This window comes from Sphingorhabdus sp. (assembly GCF_040079335.1).
Lineage (GTDB): Bacteria > Pseudomonadota > Alphaproteobacteria > Sphingomonadales > Sphingomonadaceae > Sphingorhabdus_B.
In genome coordinates, this window is record NZ_JBEBKL010000047.1 from 1 (window position 1) to 19,134 (window position 19,134).

General features: G+C 59.3%; 19 protein-coding genes and 1 pseudogene. 16 read left to right on the plus strand and 4 right to left on the minus strand.

The window, feature by feature from the left end:
* Positions 1 to 1,063 (plus strand): annotated as a pseudogene (locus ABL922_RS11875) (DNA ligase-associated DEXH box helicase); the annotation flags it as partial.
* A gap of 79 nt (positions 1,064 to 1,142) precedes the next feature.
* On the plus strand, positions 1,143 to 2,123 hold the full coding sequence (locus ABL922_RS11880; protein WP_349024422.1) for a retroviral-like aspartic protease family protein: 981 nt from the start codon (positions 1,143 to 1,145) through the stop codon (positions 2,121 to 2,123).
* Here ABL922_RS11880 and ABL922_RS11885 read toward each other — a convergent pair.
* On the minus strand, positions 2,120 to 2,875 hold the full coding sequence (locus tag ABL922_RS11885) for a rhodanese-related sulfurtransferase (RefSeq protein WP_349024423.1): 756 nt from the start codon (positions 2,873 to 2,875) through the stop codon (positions 2,120 to 2,122). The genes ABL922_RS11880 and ABL922_RS11885 overlap by 4 nt on opposite strands.
* A gap of 53 nt (positions 2,876 to 2,928) precedes the next feature.
* Here ABL922_RS11885 and pdeM point away from each other — a divergent pair, with 53 nt between their 5' ends.
* Positions 2,929 to 3,615, plus strand: a complete 687-nt coding sequence (pdeM, locus tag ABL922_RS11890) for a ligase-associated DNA damage response endonuclease PdeM (protein ID WP_349024424.1) — start codon at positions 2,929 to 2,931, stop codon at positions 3,613 to 3,615.
* On the opposite strand, the gene ABL922_RS11895 is transcribed toward pdeM, so the two are convergent.
* Complete coding sequence (locus ABL922_RS11895; RefSeq protein ID WP_349024425.1) at positions 3,589 to 4,272, minus strand: YggS family pyridoxal phosphate-dependent enzyme; 684 nt, start codon at positions 4,270 to 4,272, stop codon at positions 3,589 to 3,591. The genes pdeM and ABL922_RS11895 overlap by 27 nt on opposite strands.
* A 23-nt stretch (positions 4,273 to 4,295) precedes the next feature.
* Here ABL922_RS11895 and ABL922_RS11900 point away from each other — a divergent pair, with 23 nt between their 5' ends.
* Complete coding sequence (locus ABL922_RS11900; RefSeq protein ID WP_349024426.1) at positions 4,296 to 4,853, plus strand: thiamine phosphate synthase; 558 nt, start codon at positions 4,296 to 4,298, stop codon at positions 4,851 to 4,853.
* Here ABL922_RS11900 and ABL922_RS11905 read toward each other — a convergent pair whose 3' ends face one another.
* Complete coding sequence (locus ABL922_RS11905) at positions 4,854 to 5,609, minus strand: hypothetical protein (protein WP_349024427.1); 756 nt, start codon at positions 5,607 to 5,609, stop codon at positions 4,854 to 4,856. It lies immediately after the preceding gene.
* 255 nt (positions 5,610 to 5,864) lie between these two features.
* Here ABL922_RS11905 and ABL922_RS11910 point away from each other — a divergent pair, with 255 nt between their 5' ends.
* The 4 genes from ABL922_RS11910 to holA are packed head-to-tail and all read left to right on the plus strand — an operon-like array spanning position 5,865 to position 10,371.
* Complete coding sequence (locus ABL922_RS11910) at positions 5,865 to 6,293, plus strand: DUF3576 domain-containing protein (protein WP_349024428.1); 429 nt, start codon at positions 5,865 to 5,867, stop codon at positions 6,291 to 6,293.
* Between the two features lie 54 nt (positions 6,294 to 6,347).
* Complete coding sequence (leuS, locus tag ABL922_RS11915; RefSeq protein ID WP_349024429.1) at positions 6,348 to 8,858, plus strand: leucine--tRNA ligase; 2,511 nt, start codon at positions 6,348 to 6,350, stop codon at positions 8,856 to 8,858.
* Complete coding sequence (gene lptE, locus ABL922_RS11920) at positions 8,855 to 9,346, plus strand: LPS assembly lipoprotein LptE (protein ID WP_349024430.1); 492 nt, start codon at positions 8,855 to 8,857, stop codon at positions 9,344 to 9,346. Before leuS ends, lptE begins: the two co-directional genes overlap by 4 nt.
* Complete coding sequence (holA, locus tag ABL922_RS11925) at positions 9,343 to 10,371, plus strand: DNA polymerase III subunit delta (RefSeq protein ID WP_349024431.1); 1,029 nt, start codon at positions 9,343 to 9,345, stop codon at positions 10,369 to 10,371. Before lptE ends, holA begins: the two co-directional genes overlap by 4 nt.
* 3 nt (positions 10,372 to 10,374) lie before the next feature.
* On the opposite strand, the gene ABL922_RS11930 is transcribed toward holA, so the two are convergent.
* Positions 10,375 to 10,887, minus strand: a complete 513-nt coding sequence (locus ABL922_RS11930) for a DUF4402 domain-containing protein (protein ID WP_349024438.1) — start codon at positions 10,885 to 10,887, stop codon at positions 10,375 to 10,377.
* 95 nt (positions 10,888 to 10,982) lie between these two features.
* On the opposite strand from ABL922_RS11930, the gene msrB reads away from it, so the two are divergent.
* The 8 genes from msrB to ABL922_RS11970 all read left to right on the plus strand — a co-directional run bounded on the left by msrB (position 10,983) and on the right by ABL922_RS11970 (position 19,079).
* Positions 10,983 to 11,375: a peptide-methionine (R)-S-oxide reductase MsrB gene (msrB, locus tag ABL922_RS11935; RefSeq protein WP_349024439.1), complete on the plus strand. Its 393-nt coding sequence runs from the start codon at positions 10,983 to 10,985 to the stop codon at positions 11,373 to 11,375.
* 51 nt (positions 11,376 to 11,426) lie between these two features.
* Positions 11,427 to 13,505 carry a PBP1A family penicillin-binding protein gene (locus ABL922_RS11940; RefSeq protein ID WP_349024432.1) on the plus strand — a complete coding sequence of 693 codons (2,079 nt, stop codon included), beginning with the start codon at positions 11,427 to 11,429 and terminating at the stop codon, positions 13,503 to 13,505.
* A gap of 116 nt (positions 13,506 to 13,621) precedes the next feature.
* Positions 13,622 to 14,557: a helix-turn-helix domain-containing protein gene (locus tag ABL922_RS11945; RefSeq protein ID WP_349024433.1), complete on the plus strand. Its 936-nt coding sequence runs from the start codon at positions 13,622 to 13,624 to the stop codon at positions 14,555 to 14,557.
* 74 nt (positions 14,558 to 14,631) lie between these two features.
* Positions 14,632 to 15,036, plus strand: coding sequence for an SUF system Fe-S cluster assembly regulator (locus tag ABL922_RS11950; protein WP_349024440.1), 405 nt, complete (start codon positions 14,632 to 14,634; stop codon positions 15,034 to 15,036).
* Complete coding sequence (gene sufB, locus ABL922_RS11955; RefSeq protein WP_349024434.1) at positions 15,033 to 16,514, plus strand: Fe-S cluster assembly protein SufB; 1,482 nt, start codon at positions 15,033 to 15,035, stop codon at positions 16,512 to 16,514. The genes ABL922_RS11950 and sufB overlap by 4 nt, the downstream gene beginning before the upstream one ends.
* A gap of 390 nt (positions 16,515 to 16,904) precedes the next feature.
* Positions 16,905 to 17,357 (plus strand): hypothetical protein, encoded by a 453-nt coding sequence (locus ABL922_RS11960; protein ID WP_349024435.1) that lies wholly within the window; start codon positions 16,905 to 16,907, stop codon positions 17,355 to 17,357.
* A gap of 8 nt (positions 17,358 to 17,365) precedes the next feature.
* Positions 17,366 to 18,199, plus strand: a complete 834-nt coding sequence (gene sufC, locus ABL922_RS11965; RefSeq protein WP_349024436.1) for a Fe-S cluster assembly ATPase SufC — start codon at positions 17,366 to 17,368, stop codon at positions 18,197 to 18,199.
* A 127-nt stretch (positions 18,200 to 18,326) separates the two neighbouring features.
* Entirely contained in the window at positions 18,327 to 19,079 is a 753-nt protein-coding gene (locus ABL922_RS11970; RefSeq protein WP_349024437.1) for a SufD family Fe-S cluster assembly protein, read from the plus strand.
* Positions 19,080 to 19,134: the final 55 nt, after the last annotated feature.

Here is a 19,134-nt window from a genome sequence, read left to right on the forward strand (position 1 = left end):
CCCCCCTGAAGGGGAGAGGGCTAAAGGATGGCGACTCGCCCACCCCAAATTTGCTGCCCAGCACCGCTTTAATGCCGGGATCATTGTCGACGCACCTATGCTCGATGTTCGCTTCAAAAATGGCCGTAATCTTGGCAAGGTGGAGGAATATTTCGCCGCGCCCTTGCGCCCCGGCGACAGCTTCATCTTCGCTGGCATGGCGCTGGAGGTAGAGGCGATCCGCGATCTTGACCTAATTGTCCGTGCCGCAAAAAAGGCGGCACAGATCCCGTCCTACATGGGCGCGCGCATGCCGCTGACCACGCACCTTGCCAGCCGGGTACGCGCATTCCTCACCGACCGGGCAGGCTGGGCGCGCTTTCCCGATGATGTGCGCGAATGGCTGGAGATGCAGGATTACCGCTCGGCGCTGCCCGAACCGGGGCAATTGCTTGCCGAAACCTTCCCGCATGAAGGGCGGCACTATCTGGTGGTCTATCCGTTCGAAGGCTGGAACGCGCACCAGTCGCTAGGCATGCTGGTGACCAAGCGGATGGAAATGCGCGGGCTCAAACCCATGGGTTTTGTCGCCAGCGACTATGCGCTGGGTATCTGGAGTTTGGAGGAGGTGACCGACCCTGCCTCGCTCTTCTCGTCCGACATATTGGAAGAGGAATTTGTCGACTGGGTCGAAAATAGCTACCTGTTGAAACGGGCTTTCCGCGAGGTCGCGATCATCTCGGGTCTTGTCGAGCGACAGCATCCGGGCAAGCGCAAGAGCGGCAAGCAGGTTACATTTTCGACCGACCTTATCTACGACGTGCTGCGCAAATATGAACCCGGCCACCTGCTGCTGGAGGCAGCATGGCACGATGCGCGGGCGCGGCTTACCGATGTCGAGCGGCTGGGCGATCTGCTCGACCGGGCAGAAAATACGATGCTGCACATCCGGCTCGAACGGGTCAGTCCGATGGCGGTGCCGTTGATGGTGATGATCGGGCGCGAGAGCGTGGCGCAGGGCTCGGTCGACGACGCGCTGCTGGTCGAGGCGGAGAGCCTTGCGGGCATCGCGATGACGCCCTGAATGCCGTTCGTCGAATAATCCACACGGCGCTTGTTCGCCGCTCTCGCGAGGCGTAGTATCGCGCCAGAGGAGAACAGCCATGCGACACTGGCTTGGAATTTCGATGCTGGCGCTCTGCGCAGCACCGTTGATGGCGTTCGCCGGCGGGCAGGAGGTCAATCCGCCTGCAGAGGTGCCACTGGTCCCCGAGTTGTCGGTGATCCAGCAATTTGAAATTGACCGATCTGACCGCATGACCGTTCCGGTGCGCATCAACAACAGCGAGCCCGTCGATTTCATCGTCGATACCGGGGCAGAACGCACGGTGATCTCGGGCGATCTGGCCAAGCGGCTGGCGCTAGAGGCCGGACCCGAGCTCAGATTGGCCACCATAACTGGCCCCGCAGTCGCCCCATCCTTTTATATCGAGTTATTGTCGCTCAAATCGCACAATGTCGAAGGCATCGAAGCCCCCGCGCTCGAACGCAGCAATCTTGGCGGCAATGGGCTGCTCGGCATCGACAGTCTGGAGGACAGCAAGGTCTTCCTCGATTTCCGCACCCAGCATCTCGAAGTCTTGCCTTCGGCCATCGGCAAGCGCCCCGGCAAGCTCGAACAGGGCATGATCGTGGTCAGCGCCAAGAAACGGGCAGGCCGAATGATCCTTTCGAGCGCCGAAATTGACGGTTTCAAGGTGGACATCATCCTCGATACGGGCGCGCAAGCCAGCATGGGCAATTTCGCGCTGCGCGACCGGTTGCGCAAACGCCACCTGCGTTTTGATTATCAACCAGTGAAGATGAAAGGCGTCACGGGCAAGGAACTGCACGGCGATTTCAGCCAGATAAAGGAAATCAAGATTGGCAGTTTCAATGTCGCCAACCTACCGGTTACCTTTGCCGACAATTATGCGTTCCACGCGCTCGATCTGAACGATCGACCCGCAATCCTTTTCGGCATGGATGCACTGAAGCTGTTTGATCGCGTGGTGATCGACTTCGGCAACCGGCGCGTCGCATTTGATTTGCCGCGCGGTGCGCGCAACGAACCATTGAGCAGGCTAGCACTCGCCAGCCCTTAGGCGGCCTTGTCTTTGCGCAATTCAAGGCCGTGGCCGATCAGTTCGCGTTCGTCAAAGACGTAGCAATCGCCCTGCCAGCGGCTTTCGGCGGAAGGCACCTCTTCCAGATATTTCAATATACCGCCTTTGAGGTGATAGACCTCGTCAAATCCCTGCGCGCGGACATAGGCGGTTGCCTTTTCGCAGCGGATGCCACCGGTGCAGAACATCGCGAATTTGGGTGATTTGCCTTCGGCGCGCAGCTTTTCCGCCTCGGCATCGAACCAGGCCGGGAATTGCCGGAATGATGCGGTTTCGGGATTGATCGCGCGTTCAAAGGTTCCGGCCTGAACCTCGAAATCATTGCGCGTATCGATGACGATGGTCTCAGGGTCCGATATCAGCGCGTTCCAGTCCGCCGGATCAACATAATGGCCGACGTCGGAGCGGGGATCGATGCCCTCGACTCCCATCGTCACGATCTCGCGTTTCAGCCGCACCTTCAGTCTGCCGAAAGGCATCGCCTCGGCATGCGAATATTTGACGTCCATCGCAGCAAAGCCATCCCAGCTGCGGATATAAGCAACCACATCCTCCAGCGCTTCTTGCACGCCCGCAATTGTGCCGTTGACGCCTTCTTTGGCGATCAGCAGCGTGCCTTTGATCTCGCGTTCCTCGCAAAAGGCGAACAGCGGTTCACGCACCGCGCGCGGATCGGATATGGGTGCGAAATGATAGAGGGCAACGACCGAAAGCATGATGGCGGCGCGCATAAAGCAAAAGCCGCCGCTTGTCAGCCCATCGCGCATTGCCCATAGCATCGGCTGTGACAGCGCAGATTTCCTTTGGCGGACATAGCTTTGAAGCAGTCGGTGAGGCGGCGCTTCACTGGCCTGCGCGCAAGGCGTTGCTGGTCGCTGACCTGCACCTTGAAAAGGCGTCCAGCTATGCGATGGGCGGGCAGTTCCTGCCGCCTTATGACAGCCGGGCGACGCTCGAAGAATTGGCGGGGCTTGTGCGCAAATATGCGGTCGAGGCGATTTTCTGCCTGGGTGACAATTTCCATGACGATGGCGGAGAGGCGCGGCTGGAGGATGAAGCCGCCCGGTTGCTCCGGCAATTGACCGCCAGCCATGACTGGCGCTGGATTGTCGGCAACCATGATCCGGGCATTGCGGCCAATTGGGGCGGAGTCATCCATGACGAGCTTTGCCTTGATGGCATCGTCCTGCGCCACGAGGCGGAACCGCGCGATCCACGACCCGAAATGTCGGGCCATTTTCACCCCAAGTTCCGGCAGGAAATCAGGGGGCGTTTGGTGTCGCGGCGCTGTTTCGTGCGCAGTTCAACCAAATTGATCCTGCCCGCTTTCGGGGCTTTGACGGGAGGCCTCGACGCCGACGATTCGGTGATCGGCGAAGCTTGCGGGGGCTATGCGACCGAGGCGCTAGTGCCAGCGGCTGGGCGGGTGCTCTGCTTTCCTCTGTCAGCCAGCCGGGCGCGGGCCGAATAAAGCCGTGCCGACGCGAATATGCGTCGCGCCCAATTGGATCGCGGTCGGAAAATCGTCGGACATGCCCATGCTGAGCTGCGACAGGCCATGGCGGGCAGCGAGTTCGGCCAGTAGCGCGAAATAGGGGGCGGGCTCGACTTCGGCGGGCGGGATGCACATCAGGCCGATCACCTCCACACCTTCCGCTTTGGCCGCGTCTATTAGTTCAGGAAGCTCAGCAATTGCGCAGCCGCCTTTCTGCTCTTCCTCGCCGATATTGACCTGGATGAAGCAGGGCACCCGCTTTCCCGCCTTTGCCATCGCTTTTGTAAGTGCGGTGAGTAGCGACAGGCGGTCGAGCGAATGGATGCAGTCGAACAGCTCGACAGCCTCGTCGGCCTTGTTTGATTGCAACTGGCCGATCAGGTGTAGATGCACTTTGGGATAGGCTTTCCGCAATTGGGGCCATTTCGTCGCGGCTTCCTGCACGCGGTTCTCGCCATATGCGCGGTGGCCAGTCTCCAGCAGTGGCCTGATTTCGTCCGCCGAGCGCGTTTTTGAAACGGCGATGAGCGTAACGGAATCGGGCGCGCGCCGGGCAAGTTTGCAGGCGTGCGCCATTTCGGCTTCGATTTTGGCAAGGCGCTGGGCCGGGCTTTCTGGAGTCGCATCGGGCATGGTCGCGCGCTATAGCCACTGCCATGCCCGCCTGCCAGCCATTACGAAAACCGATACCGCGTATCTGGCTGATGACCGATCCAAGGCTGGGGGATGAATTGCTCGCCTCGATCCAGAGATTGCCGATGGGGTCAGGGGTGATTTTTCGACACTACCAATTAGATGCCACACAACGTCGCAAGCTGTTTGCCAAAGTTCGGCGGGTATGTGCGAAGCGGGGTCACATCGTTTTTCTGGCAGGTGACGGTGCAACCGCGCGGGCGTGGCATGCCGATGGTGTGTACGGACGAAGGCGTTCCGCTTCACTGCATCTACACAGCGCACCTGTGCATAATGCCCGAGAAATTGCAGCGGCGAAGCGTTTCCGGGCGGACATCCTGTTCCTGTCCCCCCTGCGAGCCACACAATCGCATCCGGGTAACCGACCCTTGGGGCCTGTGCGTTTCAAAACGCTCGCGAAGATGTGCCAGCCGGCGAAGGTCATTGCACTTGGCGGCATGAACCGCGCGCAGGCTGCCAAATGGCCGTGCAGCTTGGTACATGGCTGGGCAGCCATCGACGCGTTCAGAACTCAGGACTGATTAGAAGCGGATTTTGGTGCCGACATAGACGGCTTCGTTATCCGGGCTGCTGTTTGCAGCGGGCGCGATACGATCACGTTCGCTCGAATAACGGACACCTGCAGTCACGTCGATGCGCCGCGAGATCGAGAAGCTGCCGCCGACCTTAAGTGCATAATCGCCTGCAGCCGCCGAACCGCGTGGGTTGGGGGTGGCGTTGCCGACCTTGTCGACACTGAGATCGGTGTTGAAGCGGCTTGGCTTCTTCTTATCGGAGGCATCAAGACGGAAATCGCCCTTGCCGACCATGCCCGACAAGCGGGGTTGCTCAACCTGCACCGCCTTGGCGGGCAGTTTGAAGCCCTGCCAGCCGCGCGCGGCTGACAATTGGTAGTTCGAATTGTTCAAACGAACGGTCGTGCCAGAACCGGCTTCAAATTTCTCGATCGCCGAACGAATCGAAACCGCATTTGCCGAATTCGCAAGATCGGTCCGAGCCGCGACGGTCAAAACATTGTTGCCCTTGCGATCAAGGCCTGCGGGCGTGAAGCGGAACTGGTTTCCGGCAACGGCTTTGCGCTCAGCGCGGACGGCAAGGCGGCTGTCGACGCCCGCAGGCGTGAAGCGGCTCATCCAGCTGCTGGAATTGGCGCTAGGCGCAGAAAATTGTGCTGCAAAAGCAGGGACTAGCACAGGTGACAGCAACAGGCTGCCGGTTGCCAAAAAGGCAACTGCCCTGCGGCCTTTAAGGCCAAAATTTGCTACACCCCGTTTCATGACCGTATTATTACGACTCCATCTGATTTGAAATATAGGCCTAATTACAACAGCGACAAACTATTTTATCCACAAGGCCGCTGATTTTGACAATATGTTGCGCAGACACAACAACCGGTTGCAAATGATACCGGAATCCTGACTTTTCCGGGTGATATGCACAGCCAATAACGGTTCAGTTTCGCGAAAGCTTGCCCGCGCCAACAAAGGTGAATAGAGACGTCCGCACAAATAGCGAAATCGCGAGGAATCAATATGCGTTTTAACCAGTTCGTCCTGGTCACGGCTTCGGTTTTGGCACTGGTTGCCTGTGGTGGCAAGGAACGGCCCAAGACCGATCTGGCAGCAAGCCAGGTCACGACTATCGGCGTCAACAGCTATTTGTGGCGCGCCTCGCTCGATGCGCTGTCCTTCATGCCGCTGCTGCAGACCGACAGCGCAGGCGGCGTGATCGTCACCGACTGGTATGTGAACCCGAACAGCCCTGGCGAACGCATGAAGCTGACCGTGTCGATCCTCGATCAGGATCTGCGTGCCGATGCCCTGCGCGTGGCGGCGAGCCGCGAAGTATTGCAGAACGGCCAGTGGGTTGCGGCTGCGACCCGTGCGGCGACTGTGCAAAAGCTTGAAGGCATCATCCTTACCAAGGCGCGCGACCTTCGCCGGAGCGCAATCGCCGACTGATAGCAAAATTCCCGCGTCTTCGCGTTGAAGGCGCGAAGACCAACAGGGAAGACCATGGCGTCACGATTCAACCCGTTCAAGGCGGACGGGCATTGGCAGAAAATCTGGGAAGAGCAGGCGGTGTTCAAGGCCCCGCCCGCCACCGATCCGCGTCCGAAAAGCTATATCCTCGAGATGTTCCCCTATCCGTCGGGGCGCATCCATATGGGGCATGTGCGCAATTACACGATGGGTGACGTCCTGGCGCGCTACAAGGCGATGACCGGCCATGCCGTGCTCCACCCGATGGGCTGGGACAGTTTCGGGATGCCCGCCGAAAATGCGGCGATGGAAAAGAAAGTCCATCCCGGTGCGTGGACCCGCCAGAATATCGAGGCGATGAAGAAACAGCTCAAGCGGCTGGGCCTCGCCATCGACTGGTCGCGCGAACTGAGCACCTGTGAGCCCGATTATTATGGCCACGAGCAAGCCCTGTTCCTCGATTTCTACAAGGCTGGTCTTGTCTATCGCAAGGAAAGCGAGGTCAATTGGGACCCGGTCGACATGACCGTGCTGGCGAATGAGCAAGTGATTGACGGACGCGGCTGGCGCTCGGGTGCGCTGGTCGAGCGCAAGAAGTTGAATCAGTGGTTCCTGAAGATCACCGACTTCGCCGAGGAACTGCTCGAAGGCTTGGACGGGCTTGAGCATTGGCCCGAGAAGGTCAAGCTGATGCAGGAAAACTGGATCGGCAAGTCGCAAGGGCTGCGTTGCACCTTTAATCTGGTGGGGTCGCCGGACGGCATCGAGGTGTTCACAACCCGGCCCGATACGCTGTTTGGTGCCAGCTTTGTTGCGATTGCTGCGGATCACCCGCTGGCGCAATCGCTGGCGGAGAATGCACCTGCGCTGCAGGATTTTATTGCCGATTGCAAACGCGGCGGGACTACCGCGGCCGAACTCGAAACCGCCGAGAAAATGGGCTTTAACACCAATTTGACGGTCGAACATCCACTCGACCCTAGTTGGCATTTGCCCGTTTACGTCGCCAATTTTGTGTTGATGGACTATGGCACCGGCGCGGTTTTCGGCTGCCCGGCGCACGACCAACGCGATCTGGATTTCGCGCGCAAATACCGCCTGCCGGTTCGCCGCGTGGTGGCCGAGGGCGATCTGACCGAAAGCGATTTCGAAGGCGATGTCGCTTATACCGGGCCGGGCCAGATCGTGAATTCGGACTGGATGGACGGCATGTCGGTCGACGAGGCGAAAGCCGCGGTCATCGCCAAATCCGAAGCCGAAGGCTGGGGTGAGGGTCAAACGCAGTACCGCCTGCGCGACTGGGGCGTCAGCCGCCAGCGTTATTGGGGCACGCCGATCCCGATCATCCATTGCCAGTTTTGCGGCGTGCTGCCGGTGCCGCGCAGCCAGTTGCCGGTGCAATTGCCAGACGATGTCAGCTTCGACATCCCCGGCAACCCGCTCGATCGCCACCCGACCTGGAAGCATGTGAAATGCCCCAATTGCCAGGAACCGGCGGTGCGCGAAACCGACACGCTTGATACCTTTGCCGATTCGAGCTGGTATTTCATCCGCTTCGCTTCGCAGCCCGACGACAAGCCCTTCGACAAGGAAGAGGCCGAGGCATGGCTGCCCGTCGGGCAATATATTGGCGGAATCGAACATGCGATCCTGCACCTGCTTTATGCCCGTTTCTGGACGCGGGCGTTGCAGAAGGTCGGCAAGCTGGATTTCGCCGAGCCCTTCGCCGCGCTGTTCACGCAGGGGATGGTGACGCATGAGACTTACAAATCGACCGACGGTGCTTGGCTTTCGCCCGAAGACATCAAGTTCGAAGGCGAGAAGGCGTTTACCCTAGACGGCGCGCCCGTCGAACGGGGTCGCATCGAGAAGATGTCGAAGTCCAAAAAAAATGTCGTCGATCCCGATCCGATGTTTGACCAATATGGTGCCGATGCTGTGCGCTGGTTCATGCTGTCCGACAGCCCGCCCGAGCGTGACCTTGAATGGTCGGAAAGCGGGATTGAGGGCACTTGGCGTTTCGTGAACCGCGTCTGGCGGTTGGTCGATGGACTGGAAGCGGCCGAAGGTGAAAACAAGGCGCTCGACAAAAGCCTACACCGTGCAATTGCGGGGATTGCGGCGGACATCGAAGCGCTGCATTTCAATAAAGCGGTGGCCAAGGTTCACGGCCTTGTGAACGACATCGAAAAGGCCCAGCCCTCCGCGTCGCGCACCACCGCGATCCGCACATTGGTTTCGCTGGTCGCACCGATGCTGCCGCATTTGGCCGAAGAGGCTTGGGCAGCTCTTGGTAACGATGGCCTTATCGCAGGCCAGCCCTGGCCCGAACATGATCCGGCACTGCTGGTCGATGACGAGGTGACCATCGCTATTCAAGTGATGGGCAAGCTGCGCGATACGCTGACGGTCGCCAAGGGTTCGTCGAAAGACAGTCTGGAGGCGCTTGCGCTGGCAAGCGAGAAGGTGCAGCGTGCGATGGATGGCGCAAGCCCGAAAAAGATCATCGTCGTCCCCGACCGGTTGGTGAATATCGTTATATGATGCGACTGCTGCCTCTGTTTCTAGCTTCCCTTCTGCTCTCCGCCTGCGGGTTGAAGCCGCTCTATAGCGGCGGGTCGCAGGGGCAGGTTTCAGCGTTGCTTGGTTCGGTGACGGTCGATGCGATCGAGGGCAAAAATGGCTGGCTGATGCGCAATGCGTTGAATGACCGGCTGGGTGCATCGCATGGCAACAGCGCGCGATACCGGTTGGTGGTCAAGCTTGACGACCAGATCGAAGGTTTCGGCGTGCGTGCCGACGATACCGTCACCCGCGAGCGGCGCACGCTGCGCGCGCGTTATCAGTTGATCGATTTAGAAAGCAGCAAGACGGTGCTCGATGCGACGGCGGGGTCGGATGCCGGCATCGATGTGGTCAGTTCCGAATATGCGACCATCGCTGCTGAAAACACAGCGCTCGAAAATCTGACGCAAAAGGTTGCCGAACAGATCGTCACGCGGCTGTCGCTCTACGCCCAAAATTCGCAATGAGCGGGAAGCTCAGCGAGCGGGATTTCATCGGCGCGATCGAAAGCCGGAATGATATCCGGCTGTTTTTCGTTTTCGGGCAGGATGAATCGGCCGCCGCTTCGATTGCGAGCGCTTTGATAGCGCGGCTTGGGCCCGAAAGCGAGGCGATCGAGATCGACAGCGCAAAGCTGCGAAGCGACCCTGCCTTGCTATCTGACGAAGCGGCGTCGCAATCGCTCTTTGGCGGGGCACGCCATATCAGACTGCACTTCGCGCGCGAGGAAGGGCTGGATGCAATCGCCAATCTCTTGTCGGCAGAACAGGCCGGCAATCCGGTGATTGCGACGGCGGGCGACCTCAAGAAAACCAGCAAGCTACGCACGTTGATCGAAGGCTCACCGCGCGCCCTGTCCTATATTTGCTATCCTCCAAGCGAGGGGGAGGCGGTTGATCAGGCTGTGGCGGCGGCTGGCGCGCTGGGCCTGCGGATAGACCGGACGCTGGCGGCGCAGATTGTGCGCTATACCGGGCAAGACCGGCGGCTGGTGGCGATGGAACTGGAAAAACTGTCGCTCTATTATGATTCCGCACCTGACCGTGTTGTGACCGTCGAGCCGCAGGCGCTGTCGGCGCTGGCCGCCGAAACCGCAGAGGAAGATATCAACGCACTGGTCAATCAGGTGCTGACAGGGGATGCCAAGGCACTGGGCCGCACGATCATAGAGGCGCGCGCAATAGGGATTGAAGCGATCCGCATCATCCGCGCGCTGCAGCGCCGCATCGCTTTGCTCACCGGAATGCGCGCTAAGGTGGAGGACGGGGCCAATGCAGGCGCCGTTGTGCGGGCGAACCGCGCGATCTTCTGGAAGGAACAGGAAGCTTTTACCCGCCAGGTCCAACGCTGGACCGCGCCGCGCCTCGCCGGACTCAACGCGCATTTGATAGAGGTGGAGGCGAAGCTGATGGCGACCGGGGCCGATCTCAACGAAACTCTGTTCGAAGAAGAACTGGTGCGTATTGCGCGGGCTGCGGCGCGGAGCCGATAAGCTTCACTCATACTCCGCTGTAATCGGAATCCGCCCCCGGAACTGACCGGACACATTGCCTTTCAGCAACAAATCGCCGCCAAAGGCAAATTCGAGCCGCCCGTACATGTCGAGTCGGGGCGCAGGCGACAGGTTGGTCCGCAGATGGACGATTTCGACCGACCCGCCTGTGGCGCTGGTCAGGCGGATGGCCGATGGCATGTCGATACGAACTGCACGACCAGGTTCCCCGGTTACCACCGCATTGCCGGCGAAAGGCGAACCGCCAAGGTCGAGCACATCGCCGCTAACGGTGCGTGAGCCGCTATTGGGGTCAATTGCTATGCTGCCACCGCTGGCACCCGTCGAAGTAGCGCGGCTGAAATCGAGTGAACTGCGGATTTCGATGTGAAGCGGTTTCGCTTTGTCATCGGAATCGCGTGCAAACGGATCGGCATCGAAATCCTGTGCGAAAGCGACCGGCGTCAGCGCCAGCGCGACTCCGATACAGAAAATGCGTGTTAGGTTCCGATACATTTGGAGCAATTTTCGCGGATTGTGGTTAATTTCGGATGAAGGACAGCAATTTGAGCGGCCTTGACCTTGGCGCGCGCAAGGCACACATTCGGATTATGGACAAACTGGAACTCAGCGAAGACGAATGGCGCGCGCGCCTTTCCCCAGTGCAATATCATGTGCTGCGCGAAGCGGGCACCGAGCGGGCTTTCAGTGGCTCATTGAACCTTGAAAAGCGCGAGGGCGAATTCCACTGCGGTGGTTGCGGGACTTTGCTGTTCCGTTCGACCGACAAATTTGACAGCGGCTCTGGCTGGCCGAGCTTTACTGAACCGGTAAGTGACGATGCGATCACGGAATATCGTGATACCTCGCATGGCATGGTCCGTATCGAGGTGCGCTGCGCCAAATGCGACGGGCATCTGGGGCATGTCTTCCCCGATGGCCCGGGTGAAAATGGCCTGCGCTATTGCATCAACAGCGTCTCGCTCGATTTCCAGCCGGATTAATCGGTTAAAGTTTCTTGTCGGATTCCCGGCAAAGCTTTAACAGGTCCGCCAATGGCAAAAGCTGGATATAAGGCAGCGGAAGGGTCGCGCTTCAAACGCTGGACGATCACTTCGCTCAAAATCGGAACCGTTGTCGCCCTTTTGGGCCTGATGGTGGTAGGGATATTTGTCGCCATCGCGCGCGGCGAAATCGAAAGTTTCGAGGATCTGAAATCATCCCCCAACGGGCAGATGATCCGCGTCCGCGCAGCCGATGGCACCGTGATCCAGACTTTGGGGCCAAGCTTTGGCCGGTGGATTCCCATCGACGAAATCCCGCACGAAATGAAGGATGCGATGGTCGCGGTGGAGGACCGGCGATATTTCATGCATCCTGGCGTCGATCCGATTGGCATCACCCGATCCTTCTGGGTCCGGGCCCAGCGCGGATATTGGGCGCAGGGTGGATCGACGATCACCCAGCAATTGGCACGCAACGTCTATCTCAACAACAACCGTGATATTGGTCGCAAACTGCGCGAGATCATCCTCGCGATGGCGATGGAAACGAAGTTCAGCAAGGAACAGATCCTCGAGCTCTATCTCAACAAGGTCTATTTCGGCGGCGGCGCTTATGGTGTCGATGCCGCCAGCCGTAAATTCTTCGATCATGGTGCCGAAGATATCACGCTGGCCGAGGCCACCATCATCGCGGGTCTGGTGAAGGCGCCTTCGCGTTATTCCCCCACCGCCGATGCCAAGGCCGCCATCGGGCGCGCCGGTGTCGTGCTGGAGGTGATGCAGGATGCCGGAATGATCACGGCGGAAGAGGCGGCCACCGTGCAGCCCGCCAAAGTCCAGCTCGCGGCAGAGCCGAAGCAGGATAGTGTGCGCTACTTCACCGATTGGGCCCTTCCGCAGCTTGATAATCTGATCGATGAAACCGAAAAGCCGATCGATGTATGGACGACGCTCGATCTGGGTATGCAGCGTGCGGCGTCCAACGCCATTCGTGCAGGCGTGCCGCGCGGCGCACAGGGCGCTCTGGTCTCGATCGACCGCGACGGCGCGGTGCGCGCGATGGTCGGCGGCACCGACTATGCCACCAGCAACTATAACCGCGCGGTAACGGCACTGCGCCAGCCGGGTTCGGCGTGGAAGGTCTTTGTCTATCTGGCCGCGCTTGAGGCCGGGTTCCGTCCCGAAGACAAGGTGGTCGATGAGGCGGTGACGATCAACGGCTGGTCGCCGCGCAACAGCAGCGGCACCTATTCGGGCGAGATTACGCTGCGCACCGCTTTTGCCTATTCGAAGAACACCGTTGCCGCGAAAATTGGTGAGGAAGTCGGCACCAGCAGTATCGCCAATATGGCACGGCGCTTTGGCATCACCACGCCGATTGCGACGACGCCAGCGATGGTGCTGGGTTCGTCCGAAACCCGGGTGATCGATATGACCCGCGCCTTTGCCTCGGTCGCTTCGCGCGGGCGGAGTGTCACGCCCTATGCGATCAGCAAGGTAACCACGATCGACGGTAATGTGATCTATAAGCACAAACCCGCGCGGCAGGTGCAACTGGTCGAGGACTATGTTGCAGGCGCGATGACCGATCTGATGCAGACCGCCGTTGCCACCGGCACAGGCCGTGCTGCCTCTATCGGCCGTCCGGTCGCAGGCAAGACGGGCACGACCAGCAGCAACAAGGATGGCTGGTTTCTCGGTTTCTCCTCCGGCCTGACCACCGGTGTGTGGATGGGCCGGGACGATGCGCGCGCTGTCGGCAATCTGCAGGGTGGAACGGCCCCGGCCGCTGCATGGGCGAATTATATGCGCACCGCCGTTGCCAAGCGCCCGGTCGAGAATTTCGACACCGATGTGACTTTCCCCGAACGGCTCGACGATGAGGAAATGATGCTCGGCGAAGATGGCGAGGAAATCCTTGTCGATGAAAATGGCATGCCGATCGAAGGCGAACCTGCAGGTGAAGCAGGGGGAATCCCCCCTGAGTTACAGGGGCCAGAGCCATTGGATGAAGCCTGGATCGATCAGGCGCTCGGGCGGAGCGGTGAGGAAGAGCCCGGCGCCGAGCAACCTCCGCCAGCACCGCGCAACAGCGGCCCGAAAACGGTAACTGCACCCGGACAGCGTTAACCAAGGCAGAAGCCAAGGCCTTATTCCGCTTTACTTTTATCGGCACAGACCCATTATGTGCTGACGAGGGCCGTCCCGCGAAGGCCGGTTCCACCTTGGTCTTCAGGGGTCGAAAAATGTCTATCGAGCGATTCGACAATGCGGCTTCGGCTGCCGATGAAACGTCTTCCGGCGCTTCAGGCTATGTCACCCCGTCGCAGATCGAGGTGGCGCAGTTTGTACCACCGCCAGAGCTCGCACCCTTTGTCACCCAATTCTACCATTTCCGCTGTGAACAACCGCGCGTTCGAGATGCGCAACCTGCCGCACTCGGCCATATCGTTTTTTACATCCGCGGGCAGGGAACCCTGCAGTTCGAGGATGGGCAGACCTATTGGAACGATCCGGTGTCGCTATTCGGCCCCGGCATGGCGCATGCCGAATTCGATATAGAGGGCCCGTTCGAGGATTTCGGACTCGCCATGTCGCCGCTGGGTTTTGTCGCGCTTACCGGGAAACCCGCGACTGCCTATGCCGATCGGATGGTGGATGCCGCCGACTTGTTCGGTGCCGGAATTACTGAAATGGCGGTTCGTTTCCGCGAGGATCGCAAGCAGGGCCGGATCTCGGTGCGTGAGATGGTCGAACAGACAACTACGTTCCTGCTGCCCTTCATCCGCCAAGTCCCCGCCGATCATATCGCACTGATTCAGACCGTCAGCCAATGGATTTCGAGTGAGTTTGATCCGGATGTCGAAGCCGTCTTTGCCAAGATCGACAAGTCGCGCAGCACGGCAACACGGTTGATCCGCCACTATTTCGGCGCTTCGCCCAAGCAGTTGATGCGCAAATATCGCGCGCTGCGGGCGGCAACCTTGTTGTGCGATCCCGACGCCACGCCCGAGATGCGCGCACGGGTCGAATCGCTCTTTTACGATCAGCCGCACATGATCCGCGAAATCCGGCATTTCACCGGCCGCACCCCCGGCGCACTCGACAGCGATGACACCAAAATCCTGCGCGTCTGGCTGTCGAAGGACAATTTTCGCCAGCTGGAGGCCTATCCGGGTTGATTTTCCCTATTTTGGGGCGCATATAAATCGGACTAATCCAATCCGATTATGTGAAATCAGTCTGGAGCGCGCTGATGCGGCTTTCGAACATGGCCGACTATGCTGTTGTTGTAATGGGTGCCGCGGCGCGCCATTGCGGGGGTGCGCGTACGTCTGCCACCGCCCTTTCCGACGAAACGGGCATCGCACTTCCCACCGTGCAAAAACTGGTGAGCATATTGACCAAGGGCGGACTACTCCGCTCGGTTCGTGGTGCAGGTGGCGGTATCCAACTGTCGCGCCCCGCGGCTGCGATCACGCTTGCCGACATTATCGAGGCGGTCGAAGGGCCGATCGCGATGACCAACTGCACCAACGCCGCGACTTGCAATTGCGCCATCGAGCCGGACTGCAGCGTCAAACCGCATTGGGTGGTGGTCAATCAGGCGGTGCGCGGCGCGCTGGCTGACGTAAAACTGACGAGCCTGGTGCAAGCATGACCGACGAAATCGAAATTAAAGATCGCGCGGCGCGCGAGGCTGCCGACAAGGTTGCCGATTATGAGCATGGCTGGGCGTCGGACATCGAAACCGATTTCGCGCCCAAAGGGCTGAACGAAGATACGGTCCGTTTCATCAGCGCCAAGAAGAATGAGCCTGAATGGATGCTCGAATGGCGGCTGAAGGCGTTTGCTATGTGGCAAATGATGACGCCGCCCGACTGGGCCAAGCTCAACGTGCCGCCGATCGACTATCAGGACGCCTACTATTACGCAGCGCCCAAGGCCAAGCCAAAGCTCGAAAGCCTTGATGAGGTCGATCCCGAAATCCTGCGCGTTTATGAAAAGCTCGGCATCCCGATTGAGGAGCAAAAGGTGCTCGCCGGCGTCGAGGGCGCACGCAAGGTGGCGGTTGATGCGGTGTTTGACAGTGTTTCGGTGGCGACCACTTTCCGCGCCGAGTTGGAACGTGCAGGCGTGATTTTCCGCAGTATCAGCGAAGCGATCAAGGAATATCCCGAGCTGGTGAAGAAGTGGCTTGGCAAGGTTGTGCCGATGCACGACAATTATTTCGCGACCTTGAACTGCGCGGTCTTTTCGGATGGCACCTTCGTTTACATCCCCGAAGGCGTGCGCTGCCCGATGGAGCTTTCGACCTATTTCCGCATCAACGCGGAAAATACCGGCCAGTTTGAGCGCACGTTGATCGTCGCCGACAAGGGCAGCTATGTCAGCTACCTCGAAGGCTGCACCGCGCCGATGCGCGATGAGAATCAGCTGCATGCTGCGGTGGTCGAACTGGTCGCGCTTGACGATGCCGAGATAAAATATTCGACCGTGCAGAACTGGTATCCCGGCGATGCAGAGGGCAAAGGCGGCATCTATAATTTCGTCACCAAGCGCGCTTTGTGTCAGGGTCGGAACAGCAAGGTTAGCTGGACTCAGGTCGAAACCGGCAGCGCGGTGACGTGGAAATATCCAAGCTGCGTGCTGAACGGCGAAAACAGTGTCGGCGAATTTTACTCGGTCGCAGTGACCAACAATTACCAGCAAGCCGATACCGGCACCAAGATGATCCACAATGGTAAGGGCAGCCGCTCAACCATCGTGTCAAAGGGCATCAGCGCCGGGCACAGCAACAACACCTATCGCGGGCTAGTGCGCGTGGCCCCCAATGCAGAGGGCGTGCGCAATTTCACGCAGTGCGATTCGCTGCTGCTCGGCTCTTTGAGCGGCGCGCACACCGTCCCCTATATCGAAGTCCGCAACCCAAGCGCACAGATCGAACATGAGGCGACGACGAGCAAGATTTCCGACGACCAGCTGTTCTACGCAATGCAACGCGGACTGGGGCAGGAGGAGGCCGTCGCGCTGATCGTCAACGGCTTTGCCAAGGAAGTGCTGCAACAACTGCCGATGGAATTCGCCGTCGAGGCGCAGAAGTTGTTGGGGATAAGCCTTGAGGGGAGCGTTGGGTGAGCTTTCTAGTTCTCTTTGCATCGGCAGCGTTATCGCAAACCACGACCGAAAATGAGGCCTTAGCTAGATGGCAAGAGTGCGTAGATGCTCGCACTGTAAAGCTAACGGAGGACATTGGACAGACGCACTACACGCCCGACCGCAGCCGTCTTGTCGACGCTATCTCTCGCGTTGCTGTTGCCCAATGCCAGCATCTGTGGGGGTGGGAGCTCAAAAGCGTGGACAAAGAAAGAGAACAAAAAGCTGCTCGGAAGCGAGCCGGAGTCACGGCGGAAGCGCTGTTTAGAAACTACGACTTGGAAGGGCTATAATGCTCAAGATAGCCAACCTCCACGTCGCTGTAGCTAACAAGCAGAACGTCGACAGCAATTCGCTTTTCGGGAGTGTGATGTGAGGCTTTGTGGCGCCTTCATTTTTGTATTTGCTAGTCTCTCTGGTTGCAGCGATGACTCAGTTGAGCGGCAGATTTTAGAAATGGAAGCTGTGTCCAAAGTCGGGGTCGCCTGCAACCAAGACGCGAATCAAATTCGGTTTGAGCATTCTGCGAATTGCGAAAAATTGGCAGCTGCTATCGCCCCGCAAAGGACCAAAGCACCAACGGGCGCTTCGCAAGTTCAAGCTGCACGCTTCAACGCCGCTTTGTTTAATGCCGAACGCATGCTCTGGCAGGCTTATGCAACTTCGCTCGACCGAAAGACATATAAGCCGACCGGCACTGTGTTTGACAGTATTACAAACCGAGTTCGTGACCCCAATTGGTTACGAGGTCAACGCGAACAGTGTTTGAACGAACGGCCCGCAGCAGAATGCGCTTCAGCACCCGAAACGCCATTACCTTTATGAGAAACTTGATGCTCCAGATTGAAAACCTCCACGCCACGGTCGCCGACAAGCCGATCCTCAAGGGCCTCACCCTCTCACTCAATGCGGGTGAAATCCATGCGATTATGGGGCCCAATGGCGCGGGTAAATCGACGCTGGGCTATGTGCTTTCGGGTCGCCCGGGCTATGAAGTGACTGAAGGTAGCGTCACCTTCACACCCCCATCACGTCACCCCGTGCTTGACACGGGGTTAGGCTTAACTGCGGACGGTGAAAAAGAAAGCCAAGCCCCGCATCAAGTGCGGGGCGACGTGGATTTGTTAAGCTTGGACCCCCATGAGCGCGCCGCGGCTGGCCTGTTCCTCGGTTTTCAATATCCGGTCGAAATCCCCGGCGTATCGAACGTGCAGTTCCTGCGCGAGGCGTTGAATGCCCAGCTCAAGCATCGCGGCGATCCACCGCTTTCGGGCGGCGAATTCCTGAAGCTTGCCCGCGCGCAGGCTGATGCGATGGGGATGGATATGGAGATGCTCAAGCGCCCGGTGAATGTCGGCTTTTCGGGCGGCGAGAAGAAGCGCAACGAGATGGTGCAAATGGGCATCATCGACCCCGCGCTTGCGATCCTCGACGAAACCGACAGCGGCCTCGACATCGACGCGCTGCGCGTGGTTGGTGACGGCATCAACCGCATCATGCGGCGGCCCGACAAGGCGGTGCTGCTGATCACCCACTACCAACGCCTGCTTGATTATGTGCAGCCAGATTTCGTCCACGTGCTCGCTGATGGCCGCATTACGCGCACCGGCGGGCCCGAACTGGCGCTCGAACTCGAGCGAGAGGGATACAAGGAATTGGCGGCGTGACAGGTAAAGCCTGCCTTTTCTTTTCTCGTCATGCTGAACTTGTTTCAGCATCCATCGTGCAACTGAGACCTTTGGTTCGCGAGGCGAAATGGACCCTGAAACAAGTTCAGAGTGACGGTGCAGTGAGATGACGGCGACCCTCCCCACCCGCCGCGATGAGGAATGGCGCTATGCGCCTGCCGAGGTGCTGGCCGGGCTGAAGGCCTTGCCCGAGGCGGAGCATATCGCCGTTGCAGCAGGTACGAAGCATCCGATGTATAGATGCGTATCGACGGGAGCCGCGAGTAAGGTCGACATTCAACGTTACCAGATCGACATCGCCGAAGGCGCGCGGTGTGAAGCGTTTTTTCTGCTCACCGGTGGCGGTTACAAACGCCTCGATATCGATGTGACCTTGGCCGAAGGCGCGCATTTTGAACTGGGTGCTGTGGGGATTGGTCGCGGCGAAGAAGTGACCGAAATCGTCACCCGCCTCCGCCATGTTGCCCCAGGCGCTACCTCGAACCAGGTGATGCGCGGCGTGGCGATGGACAGGGCCACAATCACGATGATCGGCCGCATCGATGTCGCGAAGGATGCGCAGAAGACCGATGCCGCACTTGGTGCCAAGGGACTGCTGCTCGATCGCACAGCGACGATCAACGCCAAGCCCGAACTCGAAATCTATGCCGACGACGTCAAATGCGCGCATGGCTGTGCCATTGGTCAGCTCGACGACATGGCGCTGTTCTATGCGCAGCAACGCGGCCTGCCGATGGCGGAGGCGCGCAACCTGTTGATGCAGGCCTTTGTCGCAGAGGCCTATGGCGCGATCGGCGATGCCAAATGGCGCGAGCATATGACCGGCTATGCCGAGTCTGCGCTGCGGGGGACATTCTGATGGGTGCGGTTGATATATCTCCCCTCCCGCTCGCGGGAGGGGAGATATATCAACC